Below are 24,012 nucleotides of genomic sequence, written 5' to 3'. Positions count from 1 at the left end.
CGTGGTCGGGTGCGGCAGCCATGATCAGTGCGCCTCCATGCTCAGGCCCATCAGCCGTTCCTGCAACGCGGCGTCGCCGGCCAGCTCAGTCATCTCGCCGGCCCAGACAATCCGCCCGTCATCCATCACTGCGGCGGTATCGCCGAGCGCCTTGGCGACGGCAAAATTCTGTTCGACCAGCAGGATGGATGCCCCCTTCTTCTTCAGATCGCGGAGCGCCCTGGCCATGGTCGACACGATCGCCGGCGCCAGCCCCTTGGTCGGTTCGTCAATCAGGTAGAGCTGGCGTTCCTCGGCCATGGCCCGCGCGATCGACAGCATCTGCTTCTGTCCGCCCGACAGATTGCCGGCTTCCGAGCGCCAGAATGTCCTGAGCGGCGGAAACGCCGCGAAGATCCATTCCAGCCGCGACGGATCGAGCGGACCGGAGGCGGCTGCAAGGATCATGTTTTCCTCCACCGTCAGGTCGGAAAAAATGCCCATGTCTTCCGGCACGAAGCCGATTCCGGCACGGGCCCTGGCAGGGGTGGGCATATTGGTGATGTCGGTGCCGTTGAAGCGCAGGTTGCCGGATTTTGCCTGCCAGTGGCCGATGATGGTGCGCAGCGTCGTCGTCTTGCCGACGCCATTGCGCCCCAGAAGCATGGTCACGCCTCCGCGCGGCACCGCCAGGTCGACGCCCTGCAGGATGTGATACTGGGCGATGTCCGTGTAGACACCGGAAAGTTCGAGGATCGGATCAGACATCGGCTAGGTCCCGTCCCATATAGGCTTCCTGAACGACATCCGAGGCCATCACCGTGGCAGGGTCGCCGTCGGCGGCGAGTGCGCCGTTGTGCAGCACGATGATCCTGTCGGCGAGCGAGCGGATGACATCCATCTTGTGTTCGACCAGCAGGATGGTTCGGTCCTTCTCGGCCTTGAGTTCGGCAATCAGGTCGAGCACCACCGGGGCCTCGTCGACGCTCATGCCGGCGGTCGGTTCGTCGAACATGTAAACCACCGGGTCGAGCGCGATCAGGATGGCGACCTCGAGCTTGCGCTGGTTTCCGTGGCTGAGCCCGCCGACCTTCTGCTCGCTCAGCGGATGCAGCCGGACCCGTTCCAGAATGGCCATTGCAGCGACCGTAAGTTCGGTGTGGGAACTCGCCATGCTGAACAGGTTGAAACCCATCCGGCGCCGGGCCTGGATCACGAGCCGGACATTTTCCAGCACCGTGAGATTGGGAAACAGATTGGTCAGCTGGAAGGCGCGGCCCAGCCCCTTGCGGCAGCGCTGGGCCACCGGGTCGCGCGTCACGTCCTCGCCCATCAGCCGCACCGTTCCGGCGGAGGCAGTGATCTGTCCCGAGATGAGATTGAAATAGGTGGTCTTGCCGGCGCCATTGGGCCCGACGATCGCGGTAAGTTCACCGGCCCGGAAGCCGCAGCTGACCGCATCGACCGCCACATGGCCGCCAAAGCGGACGGTCAGGCCATCCGTTTCCAGAAGCATCTGTGTCATGGCGCACCTATGGAAGAAAAGTGGAGAATGCCGCGGGCGCCACAAGGCGGGCGTCCGCGGCAGGAAGGCCTAGTTGCGGACAGGAATGTCCATTTCGTCAATGCCGATCTCGCGGACCAGGACCGGAACGCCGTAGTCCTTGCCGTCCTGGACCTCGGTGCGGAAATGATACATCGACTGCAGCGCCTGGTGATCTTCCTTGCGGAAGCGCATGGTGCCCTTCGGCGTCTCCCATTCCATGCCTTCCATGGCCGAGATCAGCGCTTCGGTGTCGGTCGAACCGGCCTTCTTGATGGCCTCGACGACTGCAATTCCCGCTGCCATTCCGCCGGCAGTGAAGAAATCCGGGGGCGAGCCGAAGCGGTCCATGTGCTCCTTGACCAGCCAGTCATTGACCGGGTTTTTCGGGATCTCGTAGTAGTAATAGGTCGCACCTTCCATGCCCGGCAGTTCCTTGTAGGCCTTCAGCGCCGCCAGGATGTTGCCGCCGGTGGCGATCTCGATGCCGAAGCGCGAGGGATCCATGGCGTTGATCTTGCCCATCGGATTGCCGCCGCCGGCCCAGATGATGAACAGCTTCTTCTTGCCTTCGACGCCTTCCATGGCATTGAAGATGCGCTCCGCTGCCGCGGTGAAGTCCGTGGTGTCGGTCGGCACATATTCCTCATGCGCGATCTTGGCGCCCGAGCTTTCCAGCGCCTCGCGAAAGGCTGCGACGCCATCGCGTCCGAATGCGTAGTCCTGTGCCAGCGTGGCGATCGTCACGCCTTCGCCACCCAGGGCCACGGCATTGGAGATGGCATCCTGCGACGAGTTGCGGCCGGTGCGGAAAATGAAGCGGTTCCAGTTCTCGCCGGTGATCGAGTCAGCCACCGCCGGCTCGACGATGAGGATCTTCTCGTATTCCTCTGCGACGGGAAGCATGGCCAGTGCGACGCCGGAACTGACCGGCCCGACCGCGATATCGGCCTCGTCGTCACCAAAGGCTTCTGCCAGCATCGCCTTGCCGACATCCGGCTTGATCTGGGTGTCCTTTTCGATGACGACGAGCTTTTCGCCGTTGATTTCCATGGTGCCGCCGGTGGCATATTCGAGGCCAAGCATCAGCCCGTTATGCGATTGCGCCGCATAGGCCTCGAGTGCTCCGGTCTTTCCGTAAACATGTGCAATCTTGATGTCGGCGAGCGCCGGTACCGTCAGCATTGCAGCTGCCACACCGGTTGCCAGTATCGTTTTCATCTTCATTTCGGGTCTCCTCCCATGAGCGAACAACGTTGAAAACATGAAACATGAATCAATATTCATGTCAAGATTCTGTTCACGCCGTGACATGGCCTGATTTGCATCGCCGCACGTCAGTTGTGTCGGGGTTTGCAGACCCAGTGCATCAGGCCATTGAGGGATTGAACGAAACCGCTTTCCACCCCCTGCCCGGCAGGAGAATGAAATTCCGCCCGCAGAGCTGGGCCGGGAGCGATGAAGCCATCGACGACGGCCGGAACATTCAACCGGCGCATCCGCGCAAATGCAGGGAATATGAAATCAAGGCTCCATCGGTCATTCGCTCTGCCGGGCAAGGACAGAGGCCGTTGCGGCCGGAGGCGAAGCGCGAGTTAAAGACCTCGCTGAAACTTGACAATGATCCTTTATTGTATATGAACAATGGTTATCAAATAAAAAATGAGACGGGGTACAAACCCCGCGGAGAGGGTCGCATCAGCTTACGGAGGAACACGCGAGATGCTCAATTACCAACGCAAGGCAATTCAATTCACCAGTGTGCTGGCTGTCGCCGGCGCGCTTACGGCAGGCGGCTCGGCGATGGCAGCAGACATGCCGGAGGCGTTCGGCACGCTGCCGGACGATGTGCAGGCGCTGTTCGGCGGCATCGAGAGCACGGTTCAGCCCTCGGCCTATGACGGCTTCAAGATGCCGGAAAAACCGTGGAAATGGTGCCACTCGGAATCCTACCAGGGCAATCCGTGGCGCGTTTCGGTGACCAACGAACTCAAGCGCCTCGTCGACGAGTATGTCGCCAAGGGCTGGGTGTCCGATTTCGAAATGTCGGATTCAAATGGCGACGTGAGCGCGCAGATTTCCCAGATCCGCAGTTTCATCGACAAGGACTGCAGCATCATCACCTCATTCGCCGGTTCATCGACCGCACTCAACGAAGCGATCAAGGCCAGCTTTGACGCCGGCATCCCGTTCGTGACCGGCGCCGGGGCCGTGACAAGTCCCTATGCGATCAACGTCGATTCCAACTACGTGAAGTTCGGTTACGATCTGGCCAAGGCAATCGTCGACGACCTCGGCGGCAAGGGCAACGTATTGCGCGTTGAAGGCATTGCCGGCAGCCCGCTCGTGGCACAGCAGAAGGAAGGTGCCGACAAGGCTTTTGACGCGGCAGATGGCGTCAAGGTGGTTCGCGACGTCAATGGCAACTGGTCGGGCAACGTCACCAAGACGGTGGTCCTGCAGACACTTGCAACCAACCCCCAGCCCATTGATGCCGTGTGGACTTCGGGCAGCGAAGCCCGGATCATCGCCGAAGCCTTCAAGCAGGCTGGCCGTCCGGTACCACTCATCACAGGCAGCATCTCCGGCGATGCACTGGGATACTGGAACGAGAACCAGGACGAGTTCAAGTTCGCCGGCGGGGCACTCATGCCAACATGGACCGCACAGACGATGTTCCGTGTCGGCGTGCGGGTTCTCGAAGGTCAGGAACCCAAGCTCAACATGGTGATCGTTCCTGTCCCTGCCGTGGAATCCGACAAGCTCGGTGAATGGTACAGCTCGTGCATGACACCGTCATCCTCGTCGATCTTCCCCGTGGCGCCGGCCGATCCGCTGCCGGCGGAAATGATGGATGCCTACTTCAACAATCCGGCGCCGGTTGCCTTGTTTGACTATTCCAAGACACCCGACCCGTGTGAAGGGCAGTAAAAGCCGCTACAATCCGCCCCGGTGCATCACGACGGTGTGCCGGGGCGGCTCCATATACCGGCCACGGCGGTGGCAGAAATCGACAAGGAACGGCGATGTCGATACTTCAGGTCAACAACGTTTCCAAGCGCTACGGCGAAACAGTCGCGATGGACCGCGCGACAATTTCCCTTCAGGCAGGCGAAATTCACACGATCCTCGGCGAGAACGGATCCGGCAAAAGCACTCTGGTAAAATTGCTCTCGGGCGTTATCGCGCCCGACGACGGCGAGATCTTGCTGGCAGGAACCGCCATGACCGAAGCCACGCCATCGGCCTTTCAGGCGCGCGGCTTCGCGACCGTTTTCCAGGAGGTGCTGGTGGCTCCCGACCGCAGTGTCGTCGACAACATCCTGCTTGGACTCGATGGCTTGATAAAGCGCCGGATACCACGCAATCAACGCGAAACTGTCGCCGGCCGGATACTCTCGGAATTCGCCGTCACACAGATCGATCTGGACGAACCTGCCGGTCATTTGCCACTGGCCGCCCAGCAACTCGTTGTGATCGCCCGCGCGCTTGTCCGCAAGCCGCGCATCCTCATTCTCGACGAAGCGACAGCGGCGCTGGACTTCGCCGACCGTGAATCCGTTTTCAGGCTGATCCGGAAACTCGCCGCCGACGGCTGCCTGGTGATCTTCATCACGCACCGCATGGACGAGGTCATGTCGCTGTCGGATCGTGTGACCGTGCTGCGGAGCGGCAAGGTTGTCACCACCCTGCCGCGGTCCGCACTCGACCCCGACGAACTGCTGGCGCTGATGGCACCGGAAATGGTGGGGGCCGGACATTGAGCGCTTCAACGGCAAGACTGACCGTGAAAGACATGTCCCTCCGTCCGGAGCGGCCCTCCTTTGACGAGCAGATCCACGAAGGAGAGGTCATCGGACTGGCGGGGCTGGACGGCAACGGGCAGGAAGCATTTCTCGAAGCCCTGGCCGGATTCCGCGCGCCATCCGGCGGCGCGGTTTTTCACGGCGACGGTGAAACGCCAAATCAAAGATTGCGCAACCTGCGCCATGCCGTATCGAACGGCATCGTCTACCTGCCACGCGACCGGCGCGCCAGCGGCATCTTTCCAACCATGTCCATCCTCGACAATTTCGCGATTTCTTCGGTCTGGAACGACAGCCGGATGGGGCTCATCAGCAAGCGGCGGCGGCGCGAACGCTACGAGCATTACCGCGAGCGGTTGTCCATCGTGGCCCCTCACCCGTCCAACCTGATCACCTCGCTGTCGGGAGGCAACCAGCAAAAGGTTCTCCTGGCCCGGGCACTCGCGCTCGAACCGCGTGTGCTGTTGCTCAATGACCCCACCCGCGGTGTCGACATCGCCACCAGAAGGGTCCTCTACGACGTCTTCAGGGAACTGGCTGCGGAGGGCATGGCCCTTGTCGTCCTTTCGACCGAGATCGAAGAAACGCTGCACCTGTGCGACAGGGTCCTGGTGTTCCGCGACTACGCGATCGCCAACCGTCTTGCCGAAACCCAGATGACTGCCGACCGCATCATTGCAACAATGTTTGGGCGTGAACAATGAGTGGCACCACAACAAGCAACGCCAAATCCGGCAAGCGTCTGGGCACTGGTTTTCTGCTATATGCCGGCTTCGCCCCCCTGTTGTTCGTCATTCTTCTGGTGATCAATATCTACCTCAACCCGGCGCGCTTTTCGCCCGCCGCATGGGGAACACTGATCGGCCTCGCAGCTCCGTTGATTGGCGCCGCGATTGCGTCGACCCCGGCCATTCTCGGCGGGCGTGGTGGCATCGACATTTCGGTTGGGCCGTTGATGGGGTTCGTCAACGCCGTGGTCGTGCTGGTGTTCATACAGATGCTTGGCATCACCTCCCCCTTCATCATCGTGCCTGCGGCACTTCTGACCGGCCTTGCCGGCGGGGTCGTGAACGGCTTCCTTGCCGCGGTGCTCCGCATCCAGCCGATCGTGGCGACGCTGGGAACCTATCTTGTCTTGCTCGGCGTGACGCTGACAATCCTGCCCTCGCCATCCGGTACCGTGCCGCCTTGGTTGACGCAACTGGCCGGCACATGGGCAATACTGCCGCTGGGCGGCGTCCTTCTGGCATGGTGGCTGATCTGCCGCCTGCCCTATCACGGTCAGCTCATGGCGGTCGGGAGTGACGACCGCGCGGCCTACACCGCGGGAATTCCGGTCACGAAGGTGCGTTTCCTGTCATTTGCCATCACCGGTGTCTTCGCGGGCGCCGCGGGCCTGATGCTCACCGCACTGATCGGATCGGCCGACCCTGCCGTGGGGCCCACCTATACCCTGATTGCAATCTCGGCGGTTGCGCTCGGGGGTGTCAGCCTCGCTGGCGGACGCGGCGGCGTGATCGGCGCGGCCATCGGCGCCATCGATATCTTCCTGCTGCAGAGCGCACTGACCTATCTCAACGTTTCGACTTTCATCCTCCAGATCAGCTACGGCGCTATTCTGGTGATCGCGATCATGCTGACAGCCGTTCAGGAACGGCTGATCGGCAGCGGGCGGGCGGGAGCTTCAAAATGAACCGGCTAACGACAGACCAGCAGCGCGCGCTTGGCGCCCTGCTTATCGCCCTGGCACTGCATCTTTTCGGCACCGTGATGATCGAGGGATACGGTTCGGCCTTTTCATTGCGTGCCATGCTCGTACTGGCATCATTGCTCGCGCTGGCTTCCGTGGGCCAAACCCTGGTGATCATCCTCGGCGGCATCGACATGTCCATCCCGTTCGTGATCGGCTTTGCCAATGTCATCGCCGCACAGCTTTACGGCGACGGCATGAGCTTTTGGCTCGTTTGCCTGATCGTGCTGTCACTCGCCACCCTGATCGGAGCGCTGAACGGCACCATCTCCGGCGGCCTTGGCATCCATCCCCTCATCGTAACCCTGGGCATAGGCACCATCATCCAAGGTGCAGTGCTGCTGTGGACGGCAGGCTTTCCCTCCGGGTCCGCTCCACCTGCCATTTCGGATTTCGTGTCCATCGGTGGCAGCGCAATGGGGCTCCCTGTTCCCGGCATCGTTCCCAGCCTGGTGGTTGTTGCCATCGCCATTACGCTGCTGCTTGCACGCACCCCCTATGGGCGCCGCGTTTATGCCGTTGGCAGCAACCAGCGCGCCGCGGTTCTCGCACTCATCAGCCCGCTCGGCATGTGGACCCTCACTTTCGCCATCAGCGCCTTCTTTGCGGCGGTGACCGGGATCCTGCTGCTGGGTTTCACCGGCAGCGCATATGCGGAGGTGGGGCAGCCGTATCTCTTCCAGACCATCGCTGCCGTCGTGATCGGTGGAACGGCGCTTGTCGGCGGCCGCGGCTCGTTTCTGGGCACCGTCGCCGGCGCCCTCGTCCTGACCGAACTCAACACCTTGCTGATCGGCTTTGGCCTGAAGCCATCGGTAGTGCAAGCGGCTCTTGGCCTGGTCATCATCCTGCTGGTTTCGCTCTATGCACGGGACCCGCATGTCCGCACCAGGATCTGATCGGCAGGAGAGAGGCTAGACGGCGACCTGGTAGAAATCGCGCGCGCAATCATGAAAGATCGAGCGCTTCTCTGCGTCCGAAAGACTGCCGACGATCCCGCTGAACACCGACAGCCATTCCTCGAACGAGATATGCAAGGCTGATACCGGATAGTCGCTGGCGAACATGCAGCGGCTGGGCGTGAAGCAATCTATGCAATGATTGACAACCGCCGCCAGGCTTTCGACCGTCCATTGCGGATCATAGGCAACAGGATCGGAAATTTTCAGGACGACGTTGTCAGCCGCCGCCAGCGCATGAAGGCCTTCGCGCCAGCGGGCAAGCCCTTCCGCATCGCGGTCCATCGGACTGCCGCAGTGATTGACGGCAAATCGGATTTCGGGATGATCGGTCGCGAGCTGCAACGTATCGGCCAGCTGCCATGGCGAGATCAGCAAATCAAAACTCAGGCCGTGGCGATGGAGCGCAGCAAGACCCTTCAGCCACGCCGGGCTTTTCATGATCCCGGCATCCGCCGTGCGCGCCTTTGCCGGATCCGGGTGCCACGTCAGGATTTCCCTGATGCCGGCAACGCGTGAATGGGCAGCAAGCCGCTCGAGTGTTGCTTCGACGTCGGCTCTCGCCAGCGCCGCGTAAGCGACATAACGCGCAGCAAGACCATCCGGCCGTGCCAGGGTGTCGAGCCATTCCACTTCACCCAGGGGATCGGCGGGATCCCAATTGGCCTCGGCATGAACCGTGGCGACAATATTGGCGCATGCGGATTGTTGCAGGTAGTCCTCGACCAGGAAGTTGCGCCGCAACGGCGCCAACCCGTCACCGCGGCCGGTGGCCGCCAGCCAGTGATGGCGGTTCAGGCTCAGGTCCCACAAGTGGTGGTGGGCATCGATGATCGGTCCTTGGTAGATCGTGTTGCTCATGGCTGATCCTCAATCAGGAATACCTTCCGTTCCCGTACCACAGACAAGTGCGCAAACCTGCTGTCCCGCGGCAAACGAAACATGGCCGCCGCGCAAGGCCGCAACGGCTGCGGCACCGCTGAGATCGGCGGCAAGGCCAAGCTCGGACCAGAGCCAGCGCGCGGCGTCCTCCATCTCGGAATCGTCCAGAAGCACAATGTCATCGATCAGGTTGCGCGATATCTCGAAGACACCAGGGTCCGTGCGGGCACAGGCCATGGTGGCCACGCGCGTGGTCACTTCGGGCACGGTGACCACCTTTCCGGCGGCAATGGAAGCGTGGAAAGTCGGGCAGCCGCGGGGCTCGATGCCGATGATGCGGATCGAGGGCTTGAGCGTCTTCAACGCCACAGCCATGCCGGTTATCAGCCCACCGCCACCAATGGCGATGAGAATTGCATCGAGATCCGGCATTTCGTCCAGTATCTCGAGCGCCAGTGTTCCCTGCCCGGCCATCACGGCCGGATCGGCAAAGGGGTGAAAATAGGCCGCGCCGGAAAGCCTGGCGAATTCCAGTGCATGCTCGTTAGTCTGGTTCCACACCGAACCGGTGACGTTGACGGTGGCGCCCATCGAGCGCAACCGCTCCAGCTTGTATGGAGCAATCGTGTCAGGCACGAAGATCGTGGATTTCACACCAGCGGAATTGGCTGCACGCACCGTCGCCAGGGCATGATTGCCGCCCGAGGCCGTAACGACCCCCTGCGCAAGTGCGTCACGGGGAGTGCACAGCAGCTTGTTGGTTGCCCCCCGCGCCTTGAATGAACCGCTGACCTGCAAGCACTCGAGCTTGAGCCGAAGCGTCGCATCGGTGAGAGGCGCGCTCAGTGCTGCCGCCTCCATCAGCGGAGTTTTGCGGATGGAGGGGGCAATTCGCACCCGCGCTGCGGTGATGTCGTCGAGACCAAGCTTCATTGTACCGGGCACCGCGATGCAACGACGGCGCAGCAATTGCCCGGGCGGACGCGGCCGGGATGGCGCAGACCGTAAAGCACGCCGTCAGTCGCGTAGATCAGCTCTGCCGGCTTGCGTCTCGGATCGGACAGGAAGTGGACCCTGCCCGCCAGTTGTCCGGCGCGCACTTCCGTCCCCAATGTGTGAAGCGGTTCAAAAACGCCATCATCTTCCGACAGGTGATGCGCCTTGGGCGTCAGTTCATGGACGATGTTTGGGGTTCGGCTTTCGGCCGGTGTAGATTTGCTTTCAATCATGCCGAAATGGCGCAGCAGGTTTTGAATGCCGTTCCGGCAGACCTTGATCGCATCAGGCGACACCGTACCGGCACCGCCAAGTTCCGTGCCCACGGTGACAAGTCCGGCACGCACGGCACTGGCTGTCGAGGTTCGCGGGTCGCCGCGATTGGAGATGACAACGGTCATCGGCGCTTCAAAAGCGGCAACCGCGCTTCGGATCTTGTCAGTCAGCGCCGGGTCATCGGAGGGATCGATGATCGCACTTGGAATGATGGAGAGGGACGATCCGCCCGAATGCAGATCGACGAAGGCATCGGCGATCGGGAACAGGAAGTCGTTTACCAGCGACGACAACTGCATTGTCGGAGATCCGAACGGGTCGCCGGGAAAGGTCCGGTTGAAGTTCAACCCGTCGATGGGGGAGACACGCTGGCCCGCATTGACCGCGGGAAGGTTGATCGCCGGAACAATGATGAGCCTTCCATTGAGGCTGGCCGGATCGAGTTCGCGAATGACTTCGCCCAGAACAATCGGTCCTTCATATTCGTCGCCGTGATTGCCGCCCTGGAGAATGACGGTCGGCCCCTCGCCGTTGCTGATGACCGCGATCGGCACCGGCAGAACACCCCATGCATCATCATGCCCCGAATAGGGCAGGCGGATGAAACCGGTCTGTTTTCCGGCCTTGTCAAAGTCGATGTCTGTTTGCCACGCCTGCTGTGTCACGTTCATTCCAGTTCATGCTTTGGGTGCCTGAAAGGGTGTCCCTCGTGGGGCAGATGCAGGGCAAACATCCACCATCTATTTTTCTATATAAAAACATTTGTTTACCCGTGATACTAGCATCTGTCAATGCTTGGTGCTAATAGGTCAGCGGACAACAGGGGGCTCAAATGGCCAAAGTTGAGACGAAACGAAGGGGCAGAACCCCCGACAAGGAACCGGTCGCTTCCGCCTACCGCGCGCCGGCTCTCGAGAAGGGTTTGGACATTCTCGAGTTGCTGGCCAGCCAGGCCGAGGGCCTGACCCTCAGCCAGATCGCACAGCGGCTGACGAGGTCGGTTCAGGAGGTTTACCGGGTTGTCCTGTCACTGGAGCGGCGGGGCTATGTCCGGCGGGACGAAGACGACTCGTTCCAGCTGTCGATGAAGCTTTTCGACCTTGCCTCGAACCATTTGCCTGTCAAACGCCTGCTGCAATCAGCACTTCCCCTGCTCGACCGTCTGGCGACGCGGGTGGAGCAGGTTGTCGTCATCTCGATCATCGAAGGCCAGGAAACCCGCGTTGTCATGGTCGCCGACAATCCCGCACCTATCGGTTTCAGGGTGCGCGTCGGGACCCAGCGCCCTGTCTTCAAAACCGCATCCGGAAGGGTGCTGCTGGCCTTTCAGCCCGAATCGTATCGCCAAAAGCTCGTCCGCGAACTGGCCGAGGCGAGCAGCGAGAACGACAAGCAAGCAAACAGGTACATTGCCGCCGTCGAAGAGATTCGGAAGCGCGGATATGAATTTGTCAGCGGCGAAACCCTGGGCGGCATTACCGACATCAGCTATCCGGTGCTGGATGCGAACGGAGTGGCGATGGCCGCCCTGACCATGCCCTACCTGGTTTGGGTCGAAAACAACGTCCAGCTCAAGGACGCCGCACAACAGCTCTATGAATGCGCAGCGTCTCTGTCGGAGGAAATCGGTGGCCATCTGCCGCAACCCGATCTTTCCGGCCTAAAATCGTAACACCAGAATTCAAACCGATCCCGGGAGCGGTGGATCGAAAACAAGCGGAGGACATCATGGTAAAGCAGTGTTTTGGAAGCGCGAAAGTGCCGCTGTCGCCTGCCGTTCGTGCGGGCGACTTCGTCTATGTTTCGGGACAGGTTCCCGTGAGGGATGACGGCACCTTCGTTTCCGGCGGCATAGCGGAGCAGACCGAACAGGTTCTCGAAAACGTGAAAGCGGTACTCAAACTTGCAGGTTGCACGATGGACGATGTCGTCAAGACGACCGCATGGATCGCCGACGCCCGTGATTTCAGCGGATTCAATGCCACCTACGGCAGCTATTTCCCGAAGGATCCGCCTGCGCGTTCAACCGTCGAAAGCCGGCTCATGCTCGACATCAAGGTCGAGATTGAAGCCGTAGCCTACAAGCCGCTATAGGCGTTTATCAGGCAGGGCACACGGCAAACTTGATGCACATCGGCGTACCAACCTCTATTGTGCGCCCGGTATCTCTCAGCATTCCACTCTCTGCATCGCGCCGGAAGATCGCGATGCAGTCGCCGTTCTGGTTCGCGGACAACAGCGTGTTGCCCGATGGTGTCAGCGTGATCTTGCGCGGCGTCGCCCCGCCGCACGGCACATGGCCGACAAGCGACAGCATGCCGCTGTCCTGATCGACGGCATGAATGACAATGCTGTCATGCCCCCTGTTCGAAGCATAGACGAAACGGCCGTCCGGCGAGATCTGTATATCGGCGCAATGATTGTACGCCCGCGCATCGGCAGGAACCGCCAGCTGGGTGTCGAGCAATTCCATCTGTCCGTTCGTGGCATCCAGCCGCAATGAAGAGATCGTGGAATCGAGCTCGTTGGTGACGAATCCGAACCGCCCCTTCGGGTCGAGAGCAAGGTGCCGGGGGCCCGATCCCTGCGGCATCGCCACTTCGGACAGACGTTCCAGTCCGCCATCATCGCCGATCCCGTAGCTGATCAGCTGATCGAGTCCGAGATCACAGGCTATCGCGATATTGCCCTGAACCATCTCCGTGAAACTGTGTGCATGGCTGCGCTCCTGGCGCTCCTTGTTCGGACCGCTTCCATGATGCATCACGCTTGCAAGAGGCTCGGTGAGGCCGCCGTCCTCGCGGATGCCGTAGACCACCAGCGATTGATCCGGCCCGCCATCCCCCATTGCATAATTGGCAACCAGAAGCTTGCTGCCGTCGCGCGTCACCATGTTGTGCGCCGTGATGCTGCCCATTGAAGGGCGCATGTTGATGTGTTGCAATTCCGCGCGCTCACGGTCGAAGGCAAATGCGGTGACAAGCCCCTCACCCCAGACGAAAACCTCGGAATTCGCATAGACCCGGCGTCCATCCTTGCTGACAGACAGGAAAGTCGGATTGTCGACGCCCTCGGTTTCGCAAATCAGCTCTGCTTCGAGTGTTTGTTCATCAAAGCAATAGACCACAAGGCCTTTTCCCCGGGCGCCTTGGAAATAGGGTGCCTCACGATTGAGACAGCCAACGAAAGCAAGCAATTTGGTTTCCATGTCACCCCTCATCCCCGGATGGCAAAATTATATACAGAAAGGATGCATTTCCGATACCCGGGAAGGGCGGGATCCGGGCGACAATTGTTCAAACTGTTTAAGGTCGGAGGTACCAAAGACATAAAAAGGAACGGGCCCGAAGGCCCCGGACCCGTTCAATTGGCTCATGCAGTCGACCACGGACGGTTGTGGCTGAACCAGATGCTGCCGGCGGCCAATGCCGCGACAACAATACCGGCAATCACATGCGCCCACATGGCAGCAGTCACGGCTGAGAAGCCGAGCACCCAGGGAGCGGCCAGCGCCCATACACCAAGCGCGAGGTTGATCCACTCCTCCACCTCATAGAAGGCATAAAGCGCAGCGACGGCAATCAGGGCGATGGCCGCGCCCACGATCCAGCCATTCCAGGCGGCGTAGGTCTCGGCGGTGAAGCCGAGCAGCCAGGGTGAAACCAGAAGACCAAGACCGGCAACGACATTGACGATATCGAAAGCCGTCCGGTTGTTCAAAGACAGGGACTTCAGCATCGTTCTTTCTCCTCATCGGTTGGTTGCATCATCAATGGGCCGCCTCCCGGGAGGAGGCGGCGGGGGCGGCGGCGGCATCCGAACAGCCGTCGCCGCGAAGCTCGGGTGTTGTGGAGCTGGGTGCAGGAAGACGCGTGAGCGCCGTCGATGCAAACAGGAACGGCGCCAGTTCATCCTTGTTGAACGCACCCCGGGCGATCTCCTGCAATGCGAGATCGCTCGCGTTCAGACCCTGCACATCAAGTCTCGGCTCTGCCCCACGGTTCAGTGCACGGGTGCGCGCGGCTGCAGCCAGCACCAGTGCAAACCTGTTGGGAAGAACCTTCTCGCAGTCAAAAACAACAAGCGGATCCATGGGTCACCTCATGCGGCTTTGCGCCCGGCCACAGGATGGGCCTGCGCGCGTTTGACCTCCCGCTCGAGCGCGAGCAACGCCTGCTCGACGTCGCATAGGCGCGACGGACGCCCATTCTCCGGCATGCCCTCGTTGGTGGCCTGGTCTGCGAGGTATTCCGTCCAGGCCCAATTCATCAGGATCGAGCGCTTTGCCTCAAGTGACAGCGCCGGGTCGCGCGTGACGTCCATCGGGTTCGGCCAGGTGGCCGGGCCGGAGGCATCATCGCGGATTGCCGCCCCATCCATGGCCCTCCCGTAGCTCTCCTGCAGCGCAGCAAGACCGAGCCGCTCCAGTACCGCATCAGCGAAGGCATGTGATGGCCGGTCCGGTCGCCGGACGGTTCTCTGCTTGGCCGAGGCAACCGCCTTGTCGACCGGTCGTCTCACGACATAAGCCAGCCCCTGCCGCTCTGCATAGCGGATGGCGGATTGAAGGGTGGGGAAGGTGAGCTCCACTTGCGTGAGCGTATCCCCGCCGCCGGTATAGCCCATCAAGGGCTCCACGAACGGCGCACTGCGACGCTCGAAGACGAGCCGCCAGCCCTTCGTACGCGCTGTCCCCGACGTGGTTACCGAGCGTGACGGCTTGAAGATGAGCGCACGCGCGTCCTTGGGAAACACAGAGCCTCCCGAGGCAAGAAAACTTCGCCGGTTGTCGTTTAACGCACGTAACCCGGCTGCCATCGTTTCGATTTCTGGTTTTGTCTCTCTTGCAGTCTCCATCATTGATCCCTCCCGGTTGGCGAAGGATATTGGCGGCCGCCACAGGGCCGGCCGCCAATGTGGGTTGAACCGGTCAACTCTTGATAGCGATGCGCTTGACCTGCGACTGGGCCTCTTCGGTCTTCGGCAAGACGACCGTCAGCACGCCGTTCTTGAAGCGGGCGTCGACCTGGTCCTCCTTGATCTCGGCGCCGAGCGGAATGCGGCGCTCGAAACGGCCGTAATAACGCTCGGAGAACCGGCGGTCCTTGTCCTCGTTTTCGGAGTGCTTTTCGCCCTTCAGCGTCAGCACGCCATCATTGAGGAGCACCTCAATGTCCTTTTCCTCAAGGCCGGGCACTTCCGCCGTCACCGTGATCTGCTTGTCGGTGTCGGAGATCTCGACGCTCGGCCAGCCGCCGCTGAAGCCGAAGCCGTTGCCGAAGGCCGGCAGGCCGGAGCCAAAGCGGCGGAAGGCGTCGTCAAACAGCCGGTTCACTTCGCGATGCAATGACAGGAAGGGATCGCGGTCGTCATCGCGCAGGAGACTCGGAACCTGGTTGCCATTGTTGCGGCCCCAGGGGATCAGATCACGAACACTCATGTTTTTTCTCCTCTCTACTGGTTGATTTGGCAAAGTCTGTCCGTGGCGCGGGGCCATGCCCTGCGCCTTGGTTGATACCGCGTTGTTTCGGGTGTCAGGCCGCCTGCTTCTCGGCCTCGATCTGTTTCGTATCGACCTTCGGCAGAGCCATCTCGGTCGAAATCTCGATCTTGCGAGGTTTCATCTCTTCAGGGATTTCCCGCTTGAGATCGATGGTCAGCAGGCCGTTGACAAGTCCCGCCCCCACGACCTTGACGTGGTCTGCGAGTTCGAACCGGCGCTGGAACGTCCGGTCGGCGATGCCGCGATGCAGATATTGCTCTTCCCGGGTATCTTCCTTCTGCCCCGCAACAACGAGCATGTTCTGCTCCTGCGTGATCGTCAGTTCATCCTGCGAGAAGCCCGCCACTGCCATAGCAATGCGGTAATCGTCTTCACCGGTCTTGATAATGTCGTAGGGTGGCCAGTTGTCGATCGACTCGACCCGGCTTGCAGCTTCGAGCGCGTCCAGCATTCGGTCAAAGCCGATGCTCGACCGGAAAAGGGGAGAAAAATCGAGGTTTGTCCTCATAGCCATATCCTCCTTATAAGCAACATGGATACAAGGGGGCGCCAAGAGCACAGGCGCCTCCTGGACTTGCCGACCCCCATTTGGGCGATCAGGCAATACTGATTTAATTCGGCACCTTGCTGCTTCAAGAGGCATCCGACAGCAGCCTCGAAAAATTTGCGCCCGGGTGTTACCGCCGAACGAAACAGCTCAGCTCGACAGGTGCAGGCAGCTTTTCCCGCGTTCGATGCCGCGCCGGCACGCCCCCTCACCGGGGTGTTGAAAAATCCAAAAAATCCTATTGAAGCGAACCTCCCGCTTCCTAAATCCAAATTGGCTCCGCAATTTGCGGAGTGTTCAGAACATTGTTGTCATTGATCGGAAGGAGCGTTTGCGAGACCGTATCCGCCTGAACCTTGTTGGCGTGTTCTCGATGGCGGAGCGACAGTGCGGGTGCGATGGCCCGGCTGGGCAACACGCAAAATCTCCAGAAGAGGATGACGCGGGTGGCCTCAAAGGTGCCCCGGACCGGAGATGGCGAAAGCGATCTTCGCTTGTTCATTGTCCGAACTTCGCTTCTCAAAGGAGGTTTTGATGAAAATCGCACAAATCGCACCACTTGCCGAACGGGTCCCGCCAAAGCTCTATGGCGGCACGGAACGCATTGTCTCCTATTTGACGGAAGAACTCGTCCGCCAGGGCCATGATGTCACCCTGTTCGCCAGCGGTGATTCCGTGACATCCGCCAAACTCGTGCGGTGTTCGGATATGGCGCTACGGCTCAATCCCGCCATTCAGGATCCAACCCCCTATCACGTCATGATGCTGGAGGAAGTGCGCAAGCGCGCCGACGACTTCGACATCCTGCATTTTCACATCGATCTCCTGCACTTCCCGCTGATCAGCACGTTCGCTGGCAAGACCGTCACCACGCTGCATGGACGGCTGGACTTGCCTGATCTCAAACCTCTCTACGCGGCCTTTCCAAATATCCCGCTGGTCTCGATTTCCAACGACCAGCGCCGTCCGATGCCGCCGGTCAACTGGGCTGGCACCGTCTACCACGGGCTGACTTCAGACGTCCTGCCGTTCACCGGGACACCCGGGGGCGGATATCTCGCTTTCCTGGGACGCATTTCACCGGAAAAACGCCCCGACCGTGCGATCGAGATTGCCGCGCGCGCAGGCATGAAGCTGAAGATCGCCGCCAAGGTCGACAAGGCCGACGAGGCCTACTGGCAAAACCAGATTGCCCCCCTGGTCGAGAAACACGACAATGTCGAATATGTCGGCGAAATCAACGAGACGCAGAAAGCCGATTTCCTCGGCAATGCGAAAGCGCTGCTGTTCCCCATAGACTGGCCCGAACCTTTCGGCCTGGTCATGATCGAGGCCATGGCGTGCGGCACGCCGGTCATCGCCTTCGAATGCGGGTCCGTCCCTGAAGTCATCGACGACAATGTGTCCGGCTTCATTGTCCACGATATTGACGAGGCTGTGGATGCCGTCGGCAAACTGGACCAGCTTGACCGCAGAACCGTCCGCGGCACGTTCAACAAGCGTTTCACCGCAGCGAGGATGGCCAATGACTATGTCGAAATCTACCGTTCACTCGTCAGCGAGTACGGCAACATCGGACAATTGCCGCTTCATGCTGCCAATGGAAACGCGGCGCCCTTTGCCATCGGCGACACGGCCTGACCCCCGTCTGATCAAGGAAAACCTGCCGTGGATCCCGCGCTCGCATTGACCGACAGAAAGGAGCCGGCCCCTGCCGGCTCCACCACCACGCCGCCAGGCGGCGTACCCGAAGCCGCGATCCGCTATGAACGCGGCTCGCGAACACTTAAACACGGCGACACATTCGCCGTGTTCGACGAACATGGCGATGCCGTGTCCTGGCCTGGCAACCCGGAAGGCATATTCCACCGGGATACGCGGCACCTGTCCCACCTCAGCCTGACGATCAACGGTCTTCATCCGTTGCTGCTGTCCTCGACCCTGGGTGACGACAACGCCACGCTGAACTGCGACCTCACCAACCCCGACATCATCATCGAACCCGGCGGTGACACGCTCTGCCACGATTTGCTGCACATAAGGAAGACAAGGTTTCTGCTGAACGGTGTCTGCTACGAGAGGCTCCTGCTCCGCAATTTCGATGACAGGGAACGCACGGTTCATCTCGATATCGCATTTGCGGCCGACTTTGCCGACCTGTTCGAAATCCGCGGCCAGCAACGCACCAGGCGCGGGCAGCTGGCCGAACCCGAGGTCGAAGCCGATCGCGTATCCCTGTCCTATCTCGGTCTCGACGGGCGCACACGCGCAACGATTCTGCGTTTCGATCCCGAGCCCGAAACCATTGCGGGAGATCGTGCCCGCTACCACGTCACCCTTGCGCCACGCGAAGCCCGGTCCTTCTTCATCGAGATTATCTGCGACGAGCGAAGCGAAGAAAGAACGCCGCCAAGAAAAGCCTATTTCTCCGCCCTGCGACGCGCCCACCGTGCGCTTCGGCACGCGTCCGCCCGTGCGGCCTCGATCGAGACCTCCAATGACATTTTCAATGAGGCCGCCCGCCGCAGCGTCGCAGATCTCTATATGCTTATGACCGATACACCGGAAGGGCCATACCCCTACGCCGGCATCCCCTGGTTCAGTACGGTCTTCGGCCGTGACGCGTTGATAACGGCGCTTGAAACTCTATGGCTCGACCCGGCCATCGCGTGCGGCGTCCTGAAGCATCTGGCGGCCAACCAGGCAGTGGACTTCGACCCCGAAGCCGACGCCGAACCCGGCAAGATCCTGCACGAAATGCGCTACGGCGAGATGGCCGAACTCGGCGAGGTTCCCTTCCGGCGATATTACGGCAGTATCGATTCGACGCCGCTTTTCGTCATGCTGGCGGGCGCCTATCTGCAACGGACTGGCGACCTCGAAACACTGCGCGGCCTCTGGCCCCATATCTCCGCGGCACTGGACTGGATTACCCGTTTCGGTGACCGCGACGGTGACGGTTTCGTCGAGTATGGCGCCCGAACCGACAAGGGACTGGCCAATCAGGGCTGGAAGGACAGCCACGACTCCGTGTTCCACAAGGACGGCAGGCTTGCGAAAGGGCCAATCGCCCTGGTCGAAGTCCAGGCCTATGTCTATGGCGCTTGGCGGGCGGCAGCGGCCATTGCCCGCCAGCTGGACAAGGATGACGAGGCCTCGAACTTCGACCACATGGCCGAGACATTGCGCATCCAGTTCGACAAGGCATTCTTCGACGAAGAGTTGCAGACCTACATCCTGGCACTCGACGGCGAGAAGAAGCCTTGCCGCGTTCGATCGTCAAATGCCGGGCATGCACTGTTTACCGGAATTGCCTTTCCGGAACGCGCAGGCGCGGTCGTCGATACCCTGATGGCGCAGTCATCATTTTGTGGCTGGGGCGTGCGCACCATCGCCGCGTCCGAGGCGCGCTACAATCCGATGAGCTATCACAATGGATCGGTCTGGCCCCATGACAATGCGCTGATTGCCGCCGGTTTCGTACGGTACGGATACCGGGCCGAGGCCGCGCGCATCTTCGAGGCACTGTTCGCCACATCGACCTATATCGACCTCAGGCGTTTGCCCGAACTCTATTGCGGTTTTGTCCGCCAGCGCGGCAAGGGCCCGACATTCTATCCCGTCTCGTGCATTCCGCAGGCCTGGGCCGCCGCAGCGCCCCTGTTCCTCCTTGCGACCGTAATAGGCCTCGGTTTCAATCCGCGTTCGGGACAGTTGTCACTCAATCAGCCGGTGCTTCCATCCATCACCGATGAAGTTGTCCTGAGGAACCTGAGGCTGGGTTCGGCATCCGCTGATATCGCCCTGCGCGGAACCCGATCAAAGGTCGTCGTCGATGTTCTTGAACGCAAGGGAGAAATCAAGGTTGTGACGACCAACTGAGGCCTGGACCAGGATCGATGCGGTATGGAAAATCAAGGCCATTTCGCATTCGCGTACGGGCCATCCATCGCTTCCGTTGCTTGCACGGCCGCCCCCGGGTCTCTCCAAACGCAAGCAGCGCCCGTGGGGGCGCTGTTGATGCATTGCTGTATGTTTTGATTTGGTTGCGGGGGCAGGATTTGAACCTGCGACCCGCTGATCCGGCAGGCGATTGCGCAGCAAACGCCGAGAGGATTTCAGGTTATGGCGCATAGTGCGAGGCGCAACCTCGCCAGTAGACGCGAAGCGTCTGCGCCTGCGACGTCTGCATGTCATTTGGGAATTTGGTTGCGGGGGCAGGATTTGAACCTGCGACCTTCAGGTTATGAGCCTGACGAGCTACCGGGCTGCTCCACCCCGCGATAAAGTCTGAGCTTCCGGACAAAGCCCGGTCTTTTGTTTGCCGGTCCTCGAGGTTTTTGGCCTCTGCGGTTCGGCGGGGGCTGCTCCACCCCGCGACAGGCCTTGAGGATTGTCTCAAGGCATAAAAGCAAAAACGGGCCGCGACTGCGACCCGCGGAAGTTCCAATTTTCGTAAGAATGAGAAGATATGTGTTGCGCGTTGCAGACCTGGCAGCGACCTCCTCGCCCGCGTCTTAAGACGAAGTACCATCGGCGCTGGGGCGTTTCACGGCCGTGTTCGGAATGGGAACGGGTGCACCCGCCCCGCCATGACCACCAGGTCGGCAAAGCGCAACATATGCACATGGGCTGCATGTGCAAGTTGATTGAGAAGCTGGCGGATGGCTAATCCTAATGGTTTTGAACACGTCATTGATGCGCATCGTGTTTTGATGGGCACGAGCAATGAGAACAATCAAGCCGATCGAGCTATTAGTACTGGTAAGCTTCACACATTACTGCGCTTCCACACCCAGCCTATCAACGTGGTAGTCTTCCACGACTCTCAGGGAATACTCGTTTTTAGGTTGGTTTCCCGCTTAGATGCCTTCAGCGGTTATCCATTCCGTATATAGCTACCCTGCTATGCCGTTGGCACGACAACAGGTCCACCAGAGATACGTCCATCCCGGTCCTCTCGTACTAGGGACAGATCCTATCAATATTCCTACACCCACGGCAGATAGGGACCGAACTGTCTCACGACGTTCTGAACCCAGCTCACGTACCGCTTTAATTGGCGAACAGCCAAACCCTTGGGACCTGCTCCAGCCCCAGGATGCGATGAGCCGACATCGAGGTGCCAAACAACCCCGTCGATATGGACTCTTGGGGGTCATCAGCCTGTTATCCCCGGCGTACCTTTTATCCGTTGAGCGATGGCCCTTCCACGCGGGACCACCGGATCACTATGACCGACTTTCGTCTCTGCTCGACTTGTCAGTCTCGCAGTCAGGCAGGCTTATGCCATTGCACTCGACGACCGATTTCCGACCGGTCTGAGCCTACCATCGCGCGCCTCCGTTACTCTTTCGGAGGCGACCGCCCCAGTCAAACTACCCACCATACACTGTCCCGGACCCGGATAACGGGCCGCGGTTAGACATCCACGAAGATAAGGGTGGTATTTCAAGGATGGCTCCACGCGAGCTGGCGCCCACGCTTCAAAGCCTACCACCTATCCTACACATGCCTTGGCGAATGCCAGTGTAAAGCTATAGTAAAGGTGCACGGGGTCTTTCCGTCTGACCGCAGGAACCCCGCATCTTCACGGGGAATTCAATTTCACTGAGTCTGCGTTGGAGACAGCGGGGAAGTCGTTACGCCATTCGTGCAGGTCGGAACTTACCCGACAAGGAATTTCGCTACCTTAGGACCGTTATAGTTACGGCCGCCGTTTACTGGGGCTTCGATTCAAAGCTTGCACCTCTCCTCTTAACCTTCCAGCACCGGGCAGGCGTCAGGCCCTATACGTCGTCTTGCGACTTCGCAGAGCCCTGTGTTTTTGATAAACAGTCGCTACCCCCTGGTCTGTGCCACCCTCATCTACTTGCGTAAACAAGGGTCACGCTTCTTCCGAAGTTACGCGTGCAATTTGCCGAGTTCCTTCAACGCAGTTCTCTCAAGCGCCTTGGTATTCTCTACCTGACCACCTGTGTCGGTTTCGGGTACGGTCTATACGGTGGAGCTATTTCCTGGAACCTCTTCGCTGCCTTCCCAATCCAGTAAGGAAAGACAACACACGAGATCCGTCACTACCACCAGGCCCACGAATATTAACGTGGTTCCCATCGACTACGCCTTTCGGCCTCGCCTTAGGGGCCGGCTCACCCTGCTCAGATTAACTTTAAGCAGGAACCCTTGGTCTTTCGGCGAGGGAGTCTCTCACTCCCTTTATCGTTACTCATGTCAACATTCGCACTTCTGATATCTCCAGGAGCCCTCACGGGTCTCCCTTCACAGACTTACAGAACGCTCCGCTACCACGTGCAGTAAACTGCACATCCTCAGCTTCGGTGCATGGCTTTAGCCCCGGTACATTTTCGGCGCAAGACCCCTTAATTAGACCAGTGAGCTGTTACGCTTTCTTTAAATGATGGCTGCTTCTAAGCCAACATCCTGGTTGTTTTGGGAGTCTCACATCCTTTCCCACTTAGCCATGACTTAGGGACCTTAGATGGAGGTCAGGGTTGTTTCCCTCTTCACGACGGACGTTAGCACCCGCCGTGTGTCTGCCGACTAGTACTCCTCGGTATTCGGAGTTTGGTTAGGATCAGTAAGACGGTGAGTCCCCATAGCCCATCCAGTGCTCTACCCCCGAGGGTATTCGGTCGACGCTCTACCTAAATAGATTTCGCGGAGAACCAGCTATCTCCGAGTTTGATTGGCCTTTCACCCCTAACCACAAGTCATCCCAATCTATTGCAACAGATGCGGGTTCGGTCCTCCAGTTGGTGTTACCCAACCTTCAACCTGCTCATGGCTAGATCACTCGGTTTCGGGTCTAATGCAACAAACTAATCGCCCTATTAAGACTCGCTTTCGCTGCGCCTACACCTATCGGCTTAAGCTTGCTTGATGCACTAAGTCGTTGACCCATTATACAAAAGGTACGCCGTCAGGCTTTCGCCCTCCGACTGCTTGTAGGCATCCGGTTTCAGGAACTATTTCACTCCCCTTGTCGGGGTGCTTTTCACCTTTCCCTCACGGTACTTGTTCGCTATCGGTCATGCACGAGTACTTAGGCTTGGAGGGTGGTCCCCCCACGTTCAGACAGGATTTCACGTGTCCCGCCTTACTCTAGGACAAGATTAAGGATTACGTGTACGGGGCTATCACCCGCTACGGCCGAACTTTCCAGATCGTTCCACTTTACTTAACCATGCCACTGGCCTGGTCCGCGTTCGCTCGCCGCTACTGACGGAGTCTCGGTTGATGTCCTTTCCTACGGGTACTTAGATGTTTCAGTTCCCCGCGTTCGCTTCTTACCCCTATGTATTCAGGATAAGATACCTTGTAACGATACCTAGAAACCACAATTGCCATTGCTGACAATTCTGATTTTCTAGGCATCTAAGGTGGGTTTCCCCATTCGGAAATCGTCGGATCAAAGCTTATTCGCAGCTCCCCGACGCTTATCGCAGCGTATCACGTCCTTCATCGCCTGTGCATGCCAAGGCATCCACCGAATGCCCTTATGACGCTTGATCATTCTCATTGCCAATGCCCATCCCTATTTGCCTGGTTTGGCAAACCTGATCCACTTCGCATACGCTCGTGGGGTGCCAAACTAAGCCTGCCTCCAGATCACGAGTGATTGGAAAGCACCGAATGGCCCGGATCCTTGCAAGGATCAGAACCACTCAAAAAACCAGGACTACCTTTTACAGCCCTGGCCATGTCAGATGTCATCGACGTGTTCGGATCCTGCCTGTCCGATGAACGCGCC

The 24,012-nt window shown here is 59.7% G+C and carries 21 protein-coding genes, 1 tRNA gene and 2 rRNA genes; 9 read left to right on the top strand and 15 right to left on the bottom strand.

The features are described 5' to 3' along the window. Window positions 1-24: 24 nt before the first annotated feature. The 3 genes from WNY80_RS06765 to WNY80_RS06755 all read right to left on the bottom strand — a co-directional run bounded on the left by WNY80_RS06765 (window position 25) and on the right by WNY80_RS06755 (window position 2,749). Window positions 25-747 carry an ABC transporter ATP-binding protein gene (locus WNY80_RS06765; protein WP_342886586.1) on the bottom strand — a complete coding sequence of 241 codons (723 nt, stop codon included), beginning with the start codon at window positions 745-747 and terminating at the stop codon, window positions 25-27. After that, the gene (locus WNY80_RS06760; RefSeq protein ID WP_342886585.1) at window positions 740-1,504 is read right to left on the bottom strand and encodes an ABC transporter ATP-binding protein; all 765 of its coding nucleotides are present in this window, start codon (window positions 1,502-1,504) and stop codon (window positions 740-742) included. The genes WNY80_RS06765 and WNY80_RS06760 overlap by 8 nt, the downstream gene beginning before the upstream one ends. A 69-nt stretch (window positions 1,505-1,573) precedes the next feature. Then, complete coding sequence (locus WNY80_RS06755; RefSeq protein WP_342886584.1) at window positions 1,574-2,749, bottom strand: substrate-binding domain-containing protein; 1,176 nt, start codon at window positions 2,747-2,749, stop codon at window positions 1,574-1,576. A gap of 495 nt (window positions 2,750-3,244) precedes the next feature. On the opposite strand from WNY80_RS06755, the gene WNY80_RS06750 reads away from it, so the two are divergent. The 5 genes from WNY80_RS06750 (at window position 3,245) to WNY80_RS06730 (ending at window position 7,977) form a co-directional block, all read left to right on the top strand. Further along, complete coding sequence (locus WNY80_RS06750) at window positions 3,245-4,453, top strand: substrate-binding domain-containing protein (protein ID WP_342886583.1); 1,209 nt, start codon at window positions 3,245-3,247, stop codon at window positions 4,451-4,453. A gap of 95 nt (window positions 4,454-4,548) precedes the next feature. Next, a complete protein-coding gene (locus WNY80_RS06745; RefSeq protein WP_342886582.1) occupies window positions 4,549-5,286 on the top strand; it encodes an ATP-binding cassette domain-containing protein in 738 nt (245 codons plus the stop codon). 32 nt (window positions 5,287-5,318) lie between these two features. After that, the gene (locus WNY80_RS06740) at window positions 5,319-6,032 is read left to right on the top strand and encodes an ATP-binding cassette domain-containing protein (RefSeq protein WP_342886936.1); all 714 of its coding nucleotides are present in this window, start codon (window positions 5,319-5,321) and stop codon (window positions 6,030-6,032) included. Next, window positions 6,029-7,021: an ABC transporter permease gene (locus WNY80_RS06735; RefSeq protein WP_342886581.1), complete on the top strand. Its 993-nt coding sequence runs from the start codon at window positions 6,029-6,031 to the stop codon at window positions 7,019-7,021. The genes WNY80_RS06740 and WNY80_RS06735 overlap by 4 nt, the downstream gene beginning before the upstream one ends. Further along, on the top strand, window positions 7,018-7,977 hold the full coding sequence (locus tag WNY80_RS06730) for an ABC transporter permease (RefSeq protein ID WP_342886580.1): 960 nt from the start codon (window positions 7,018-7,020) through the stop codon (window positions 7,975-7,977). The genes WNY80_RS06735 and WNY80_RS06730 overlap by 4 nt, the downstream gene beginning before the upstream one ends. Before the next feature lie 15 nt (window positions 7,978-7,992). Here the strand turns inward: WNY80_RS06730 and WNY80_RS06725 are convergent, their stop codons facing one another. From WNY80_RS06725 to WNY80_RS06715, 3 genes are read right to left on the bottom strand one after another with little or no spacing between them, the layout of a single operon-like run. After that, entirely contained in the window at window positions 7,993-8,898 is a 906-nt protein-coding gene (locus WNY80_RS06725; RefSeq protein ID WP_342886579.1) for an amidohydrolase family protein, read from the bottom strand. 9 nt (window positions 8,899-8,907) lie between these two features. Continuing rightward, window positions 8,908-9,852 (bottom strand): threonine/serine dehydratase, encoded by a 945-nt coding sequence (locus tag WNY80_RS06720; protein ID WP_342886578.1) that lies wholly within the window; start codon window positions 9,850-9,852, stop codon window positions 8,908-8,910. Then, window positions 9,849-10,862 (bottom strand): succinylglutamate desuccinylase/aspartoacylase family protein, encoded by a 1,014-nt coding sequence (locus WNY80_RS06715; RefSeq protein WP_342886577.1) that lies wholly within the window; start codon window positions 10,860-10,862, stop codon window positions 9,849-9,851. Before WNY80_RS06715 ends, WNY80_RS06720 begins: the two co-directional genes overlap by 4 nt. Before the next feature lie 161 nt (window positions 10,863-11,023). Between WNY80_RS06715 and WNY80_RS06710 the strand changes: the two genes are divergently transcribed. After that, the gene (locus WNY80_RS06710; RefSeq protein WP_342886576.1) at window positions 11,024-11,863 is read left to right on the top strand and encodes an IclR family transcriptional regulator; all 840 of its coding nucleotides are present in this window, start codon (window positions 11,024-11,026) and stop codon (window positions 11,861-11,863) included. A gap of 53 nt (window positions 11,864-11,916) precedes the next feature. Next, window positions 11,917-12,285 carry a RidA family protein gene (locus tag WNY80_RS06705; protein ID WP_342886935.1) on the top strand — a complete coding sequence of 123 codons (369 nt, stop codon included), beginning with the start codon at window positions 11,917-11,919 and terminating at the stop codon, window positions 12,283-12,285. Window positions 12,286-12,292: 7 nt separating this feature from the next. Here the strand turns inward: WNY80_RS06705 and WNY80_RS06700 are convergent, their stop codons facing one another. The 6 genes from WNY80_RS06700 to WNY80_RS06675 form a co-directional block, all read right to left on the bottom strand. Further along, window positions 12,293-13,399, bottom strand: a complete 1,107-nt coding sequence (locus WNY80_RS06700; protein ID WP_342886575.1) for a lactonase family protein — start codon at window positions 13,397-13,399, stop codon at window positions 12,293-12,295. 164 nt (window positions 13,400-13,563) lie between these two features. After that, window positions 13,564-13,929, bottom strand: a complete 366-nt coding sequence (locus tag WNY80_RS06695) for an SPW repeat protein (protein WP_342886574.1) — start codon at window positions 13,927-13,929, stop codon at window positions 13,564-13,566. A gap of 31 nt (window positions 13,930-13,960) precedes the next feature. Then, the gene (rpoZ, locus tag WNY80_RS06690) at window positions 13,961-14,284 is read right to left on the bottom strand and encodes a DNA-directed RNA polymerase subunit omega (protein ID WP_342886573.1); all 324 of its coding nucleotides are present in this window, start codon (window positions 14,282-14,284) and stop codon (window positions 13,961-13,963) included. An 8-nt stretch (window positions 14,285-14,292) separates the two neighbouring features. Beyond that, complete coding sequence (locus WNY80_RS06685; protein ID WP_342886934.1) at window positions 14,293-15,009, bottom strand: NADH dehydrogenase ubiquinone Fe-S protein 4; 717 nt, start codon at window positions 15,007-15,009, stop codon at window positions 14,293-14,295. Window positions 15,010-15,121: 112 nt separating this feature from the next. Further along, window positions 15,122-15,631: an Hsp20/alpha crystallin family protein gene (locus WNY80_RS06680; RefSeq protein WP_342886572.1), complete on the bottom strand. Its 510-nt coding sequence runs from the start codon at window positions 15,629-15,631 to the stop codon at window positions 15,122-15,124. 94 nt (window positions 15,632-15,725) lie between these two features. Beyond that, a complete protein-coding gene (locus tag WNY80_RS06675; RefSeq protein WP_322990765.1) occupies window positions 15,726-16,202 on the bottom strand; it encodes an Hsp20 family protein in 477 nt (158 codons plus the stop codon). A 573-nt stretch (window positions 16,203-16,775) separates the two neighbouring features. Between WNY80_RS06675 and WNY80_RS06670 the strand changes: the two genes are divergently transcribed. Together WNY80_RS06670 and WNY80_RS06665 are read left to right on the top strand one after the other, a co-directional pair. Then, window positions 16,776-17,882 (top strand): glycosyltransferase family 4 protein, encoded by a 1,107-nt coding sequence (locus WNY80_RS06670; protein WP_342886571.1) that lies wholly within the window; start codon window positions 16,776-16,778, stop codon window positions 17,880-17,882. Between the two features lie 27 nt (window positions 17,883-17,909). Further along, entirely contained in the window at window positions 17,910-20,123 is a 2,214-nt protein-coding gene (locus WNY80_RS06665) for an amylo-alpha-1,6-glucosidase (RefSeq protein ID WP_342886570.1), read from the top strand. Between the two features lie 324 nt (window positions 20,124-20,447). Here the strand turns inward: WNY80_RS06665 and WNY80_RS06660 are convergent. The 3 genes from WNY80_RS06660 to WNY80_RS06650 form a co-directional block, all read right to left on the bottom strand. After that, window positions 20,448-20,524, bottom strand: a tRNA-Met gene (locus WNY80_RS06660). Between the two features lie 206 nt (window positions 20,525-20,730). After that, window positions 20,731-20,845: ribosomal RNA gene (gene rrf / locus WNY80_RS06655) — 5S ribosomal RNA — on the bottom strand. 130 nt (window positions 20,846-20,975) lie between these two features. Next, window positions 20,976-23,773 (bottom strand): 23S ribosomal RNA (locus tag WNY80_RS06650). Window positions 23,774-24,012 lie beyond the last annotated feature (239 nt).

Source organism: Hoeflea sp. AS16 (genome assembly GCF_038900095.1).
Classification (GTDB): domain Bacteria; phylum Pseudomonadota; class Alphaproteobacteria; order Rhizobiales; family Rhizobiaceae; genus Hoeflea.
Note: the sequence above shows the minus strand (reverse complement) of the source record. Positions and strands in the feature narration are given on the sequence as shown.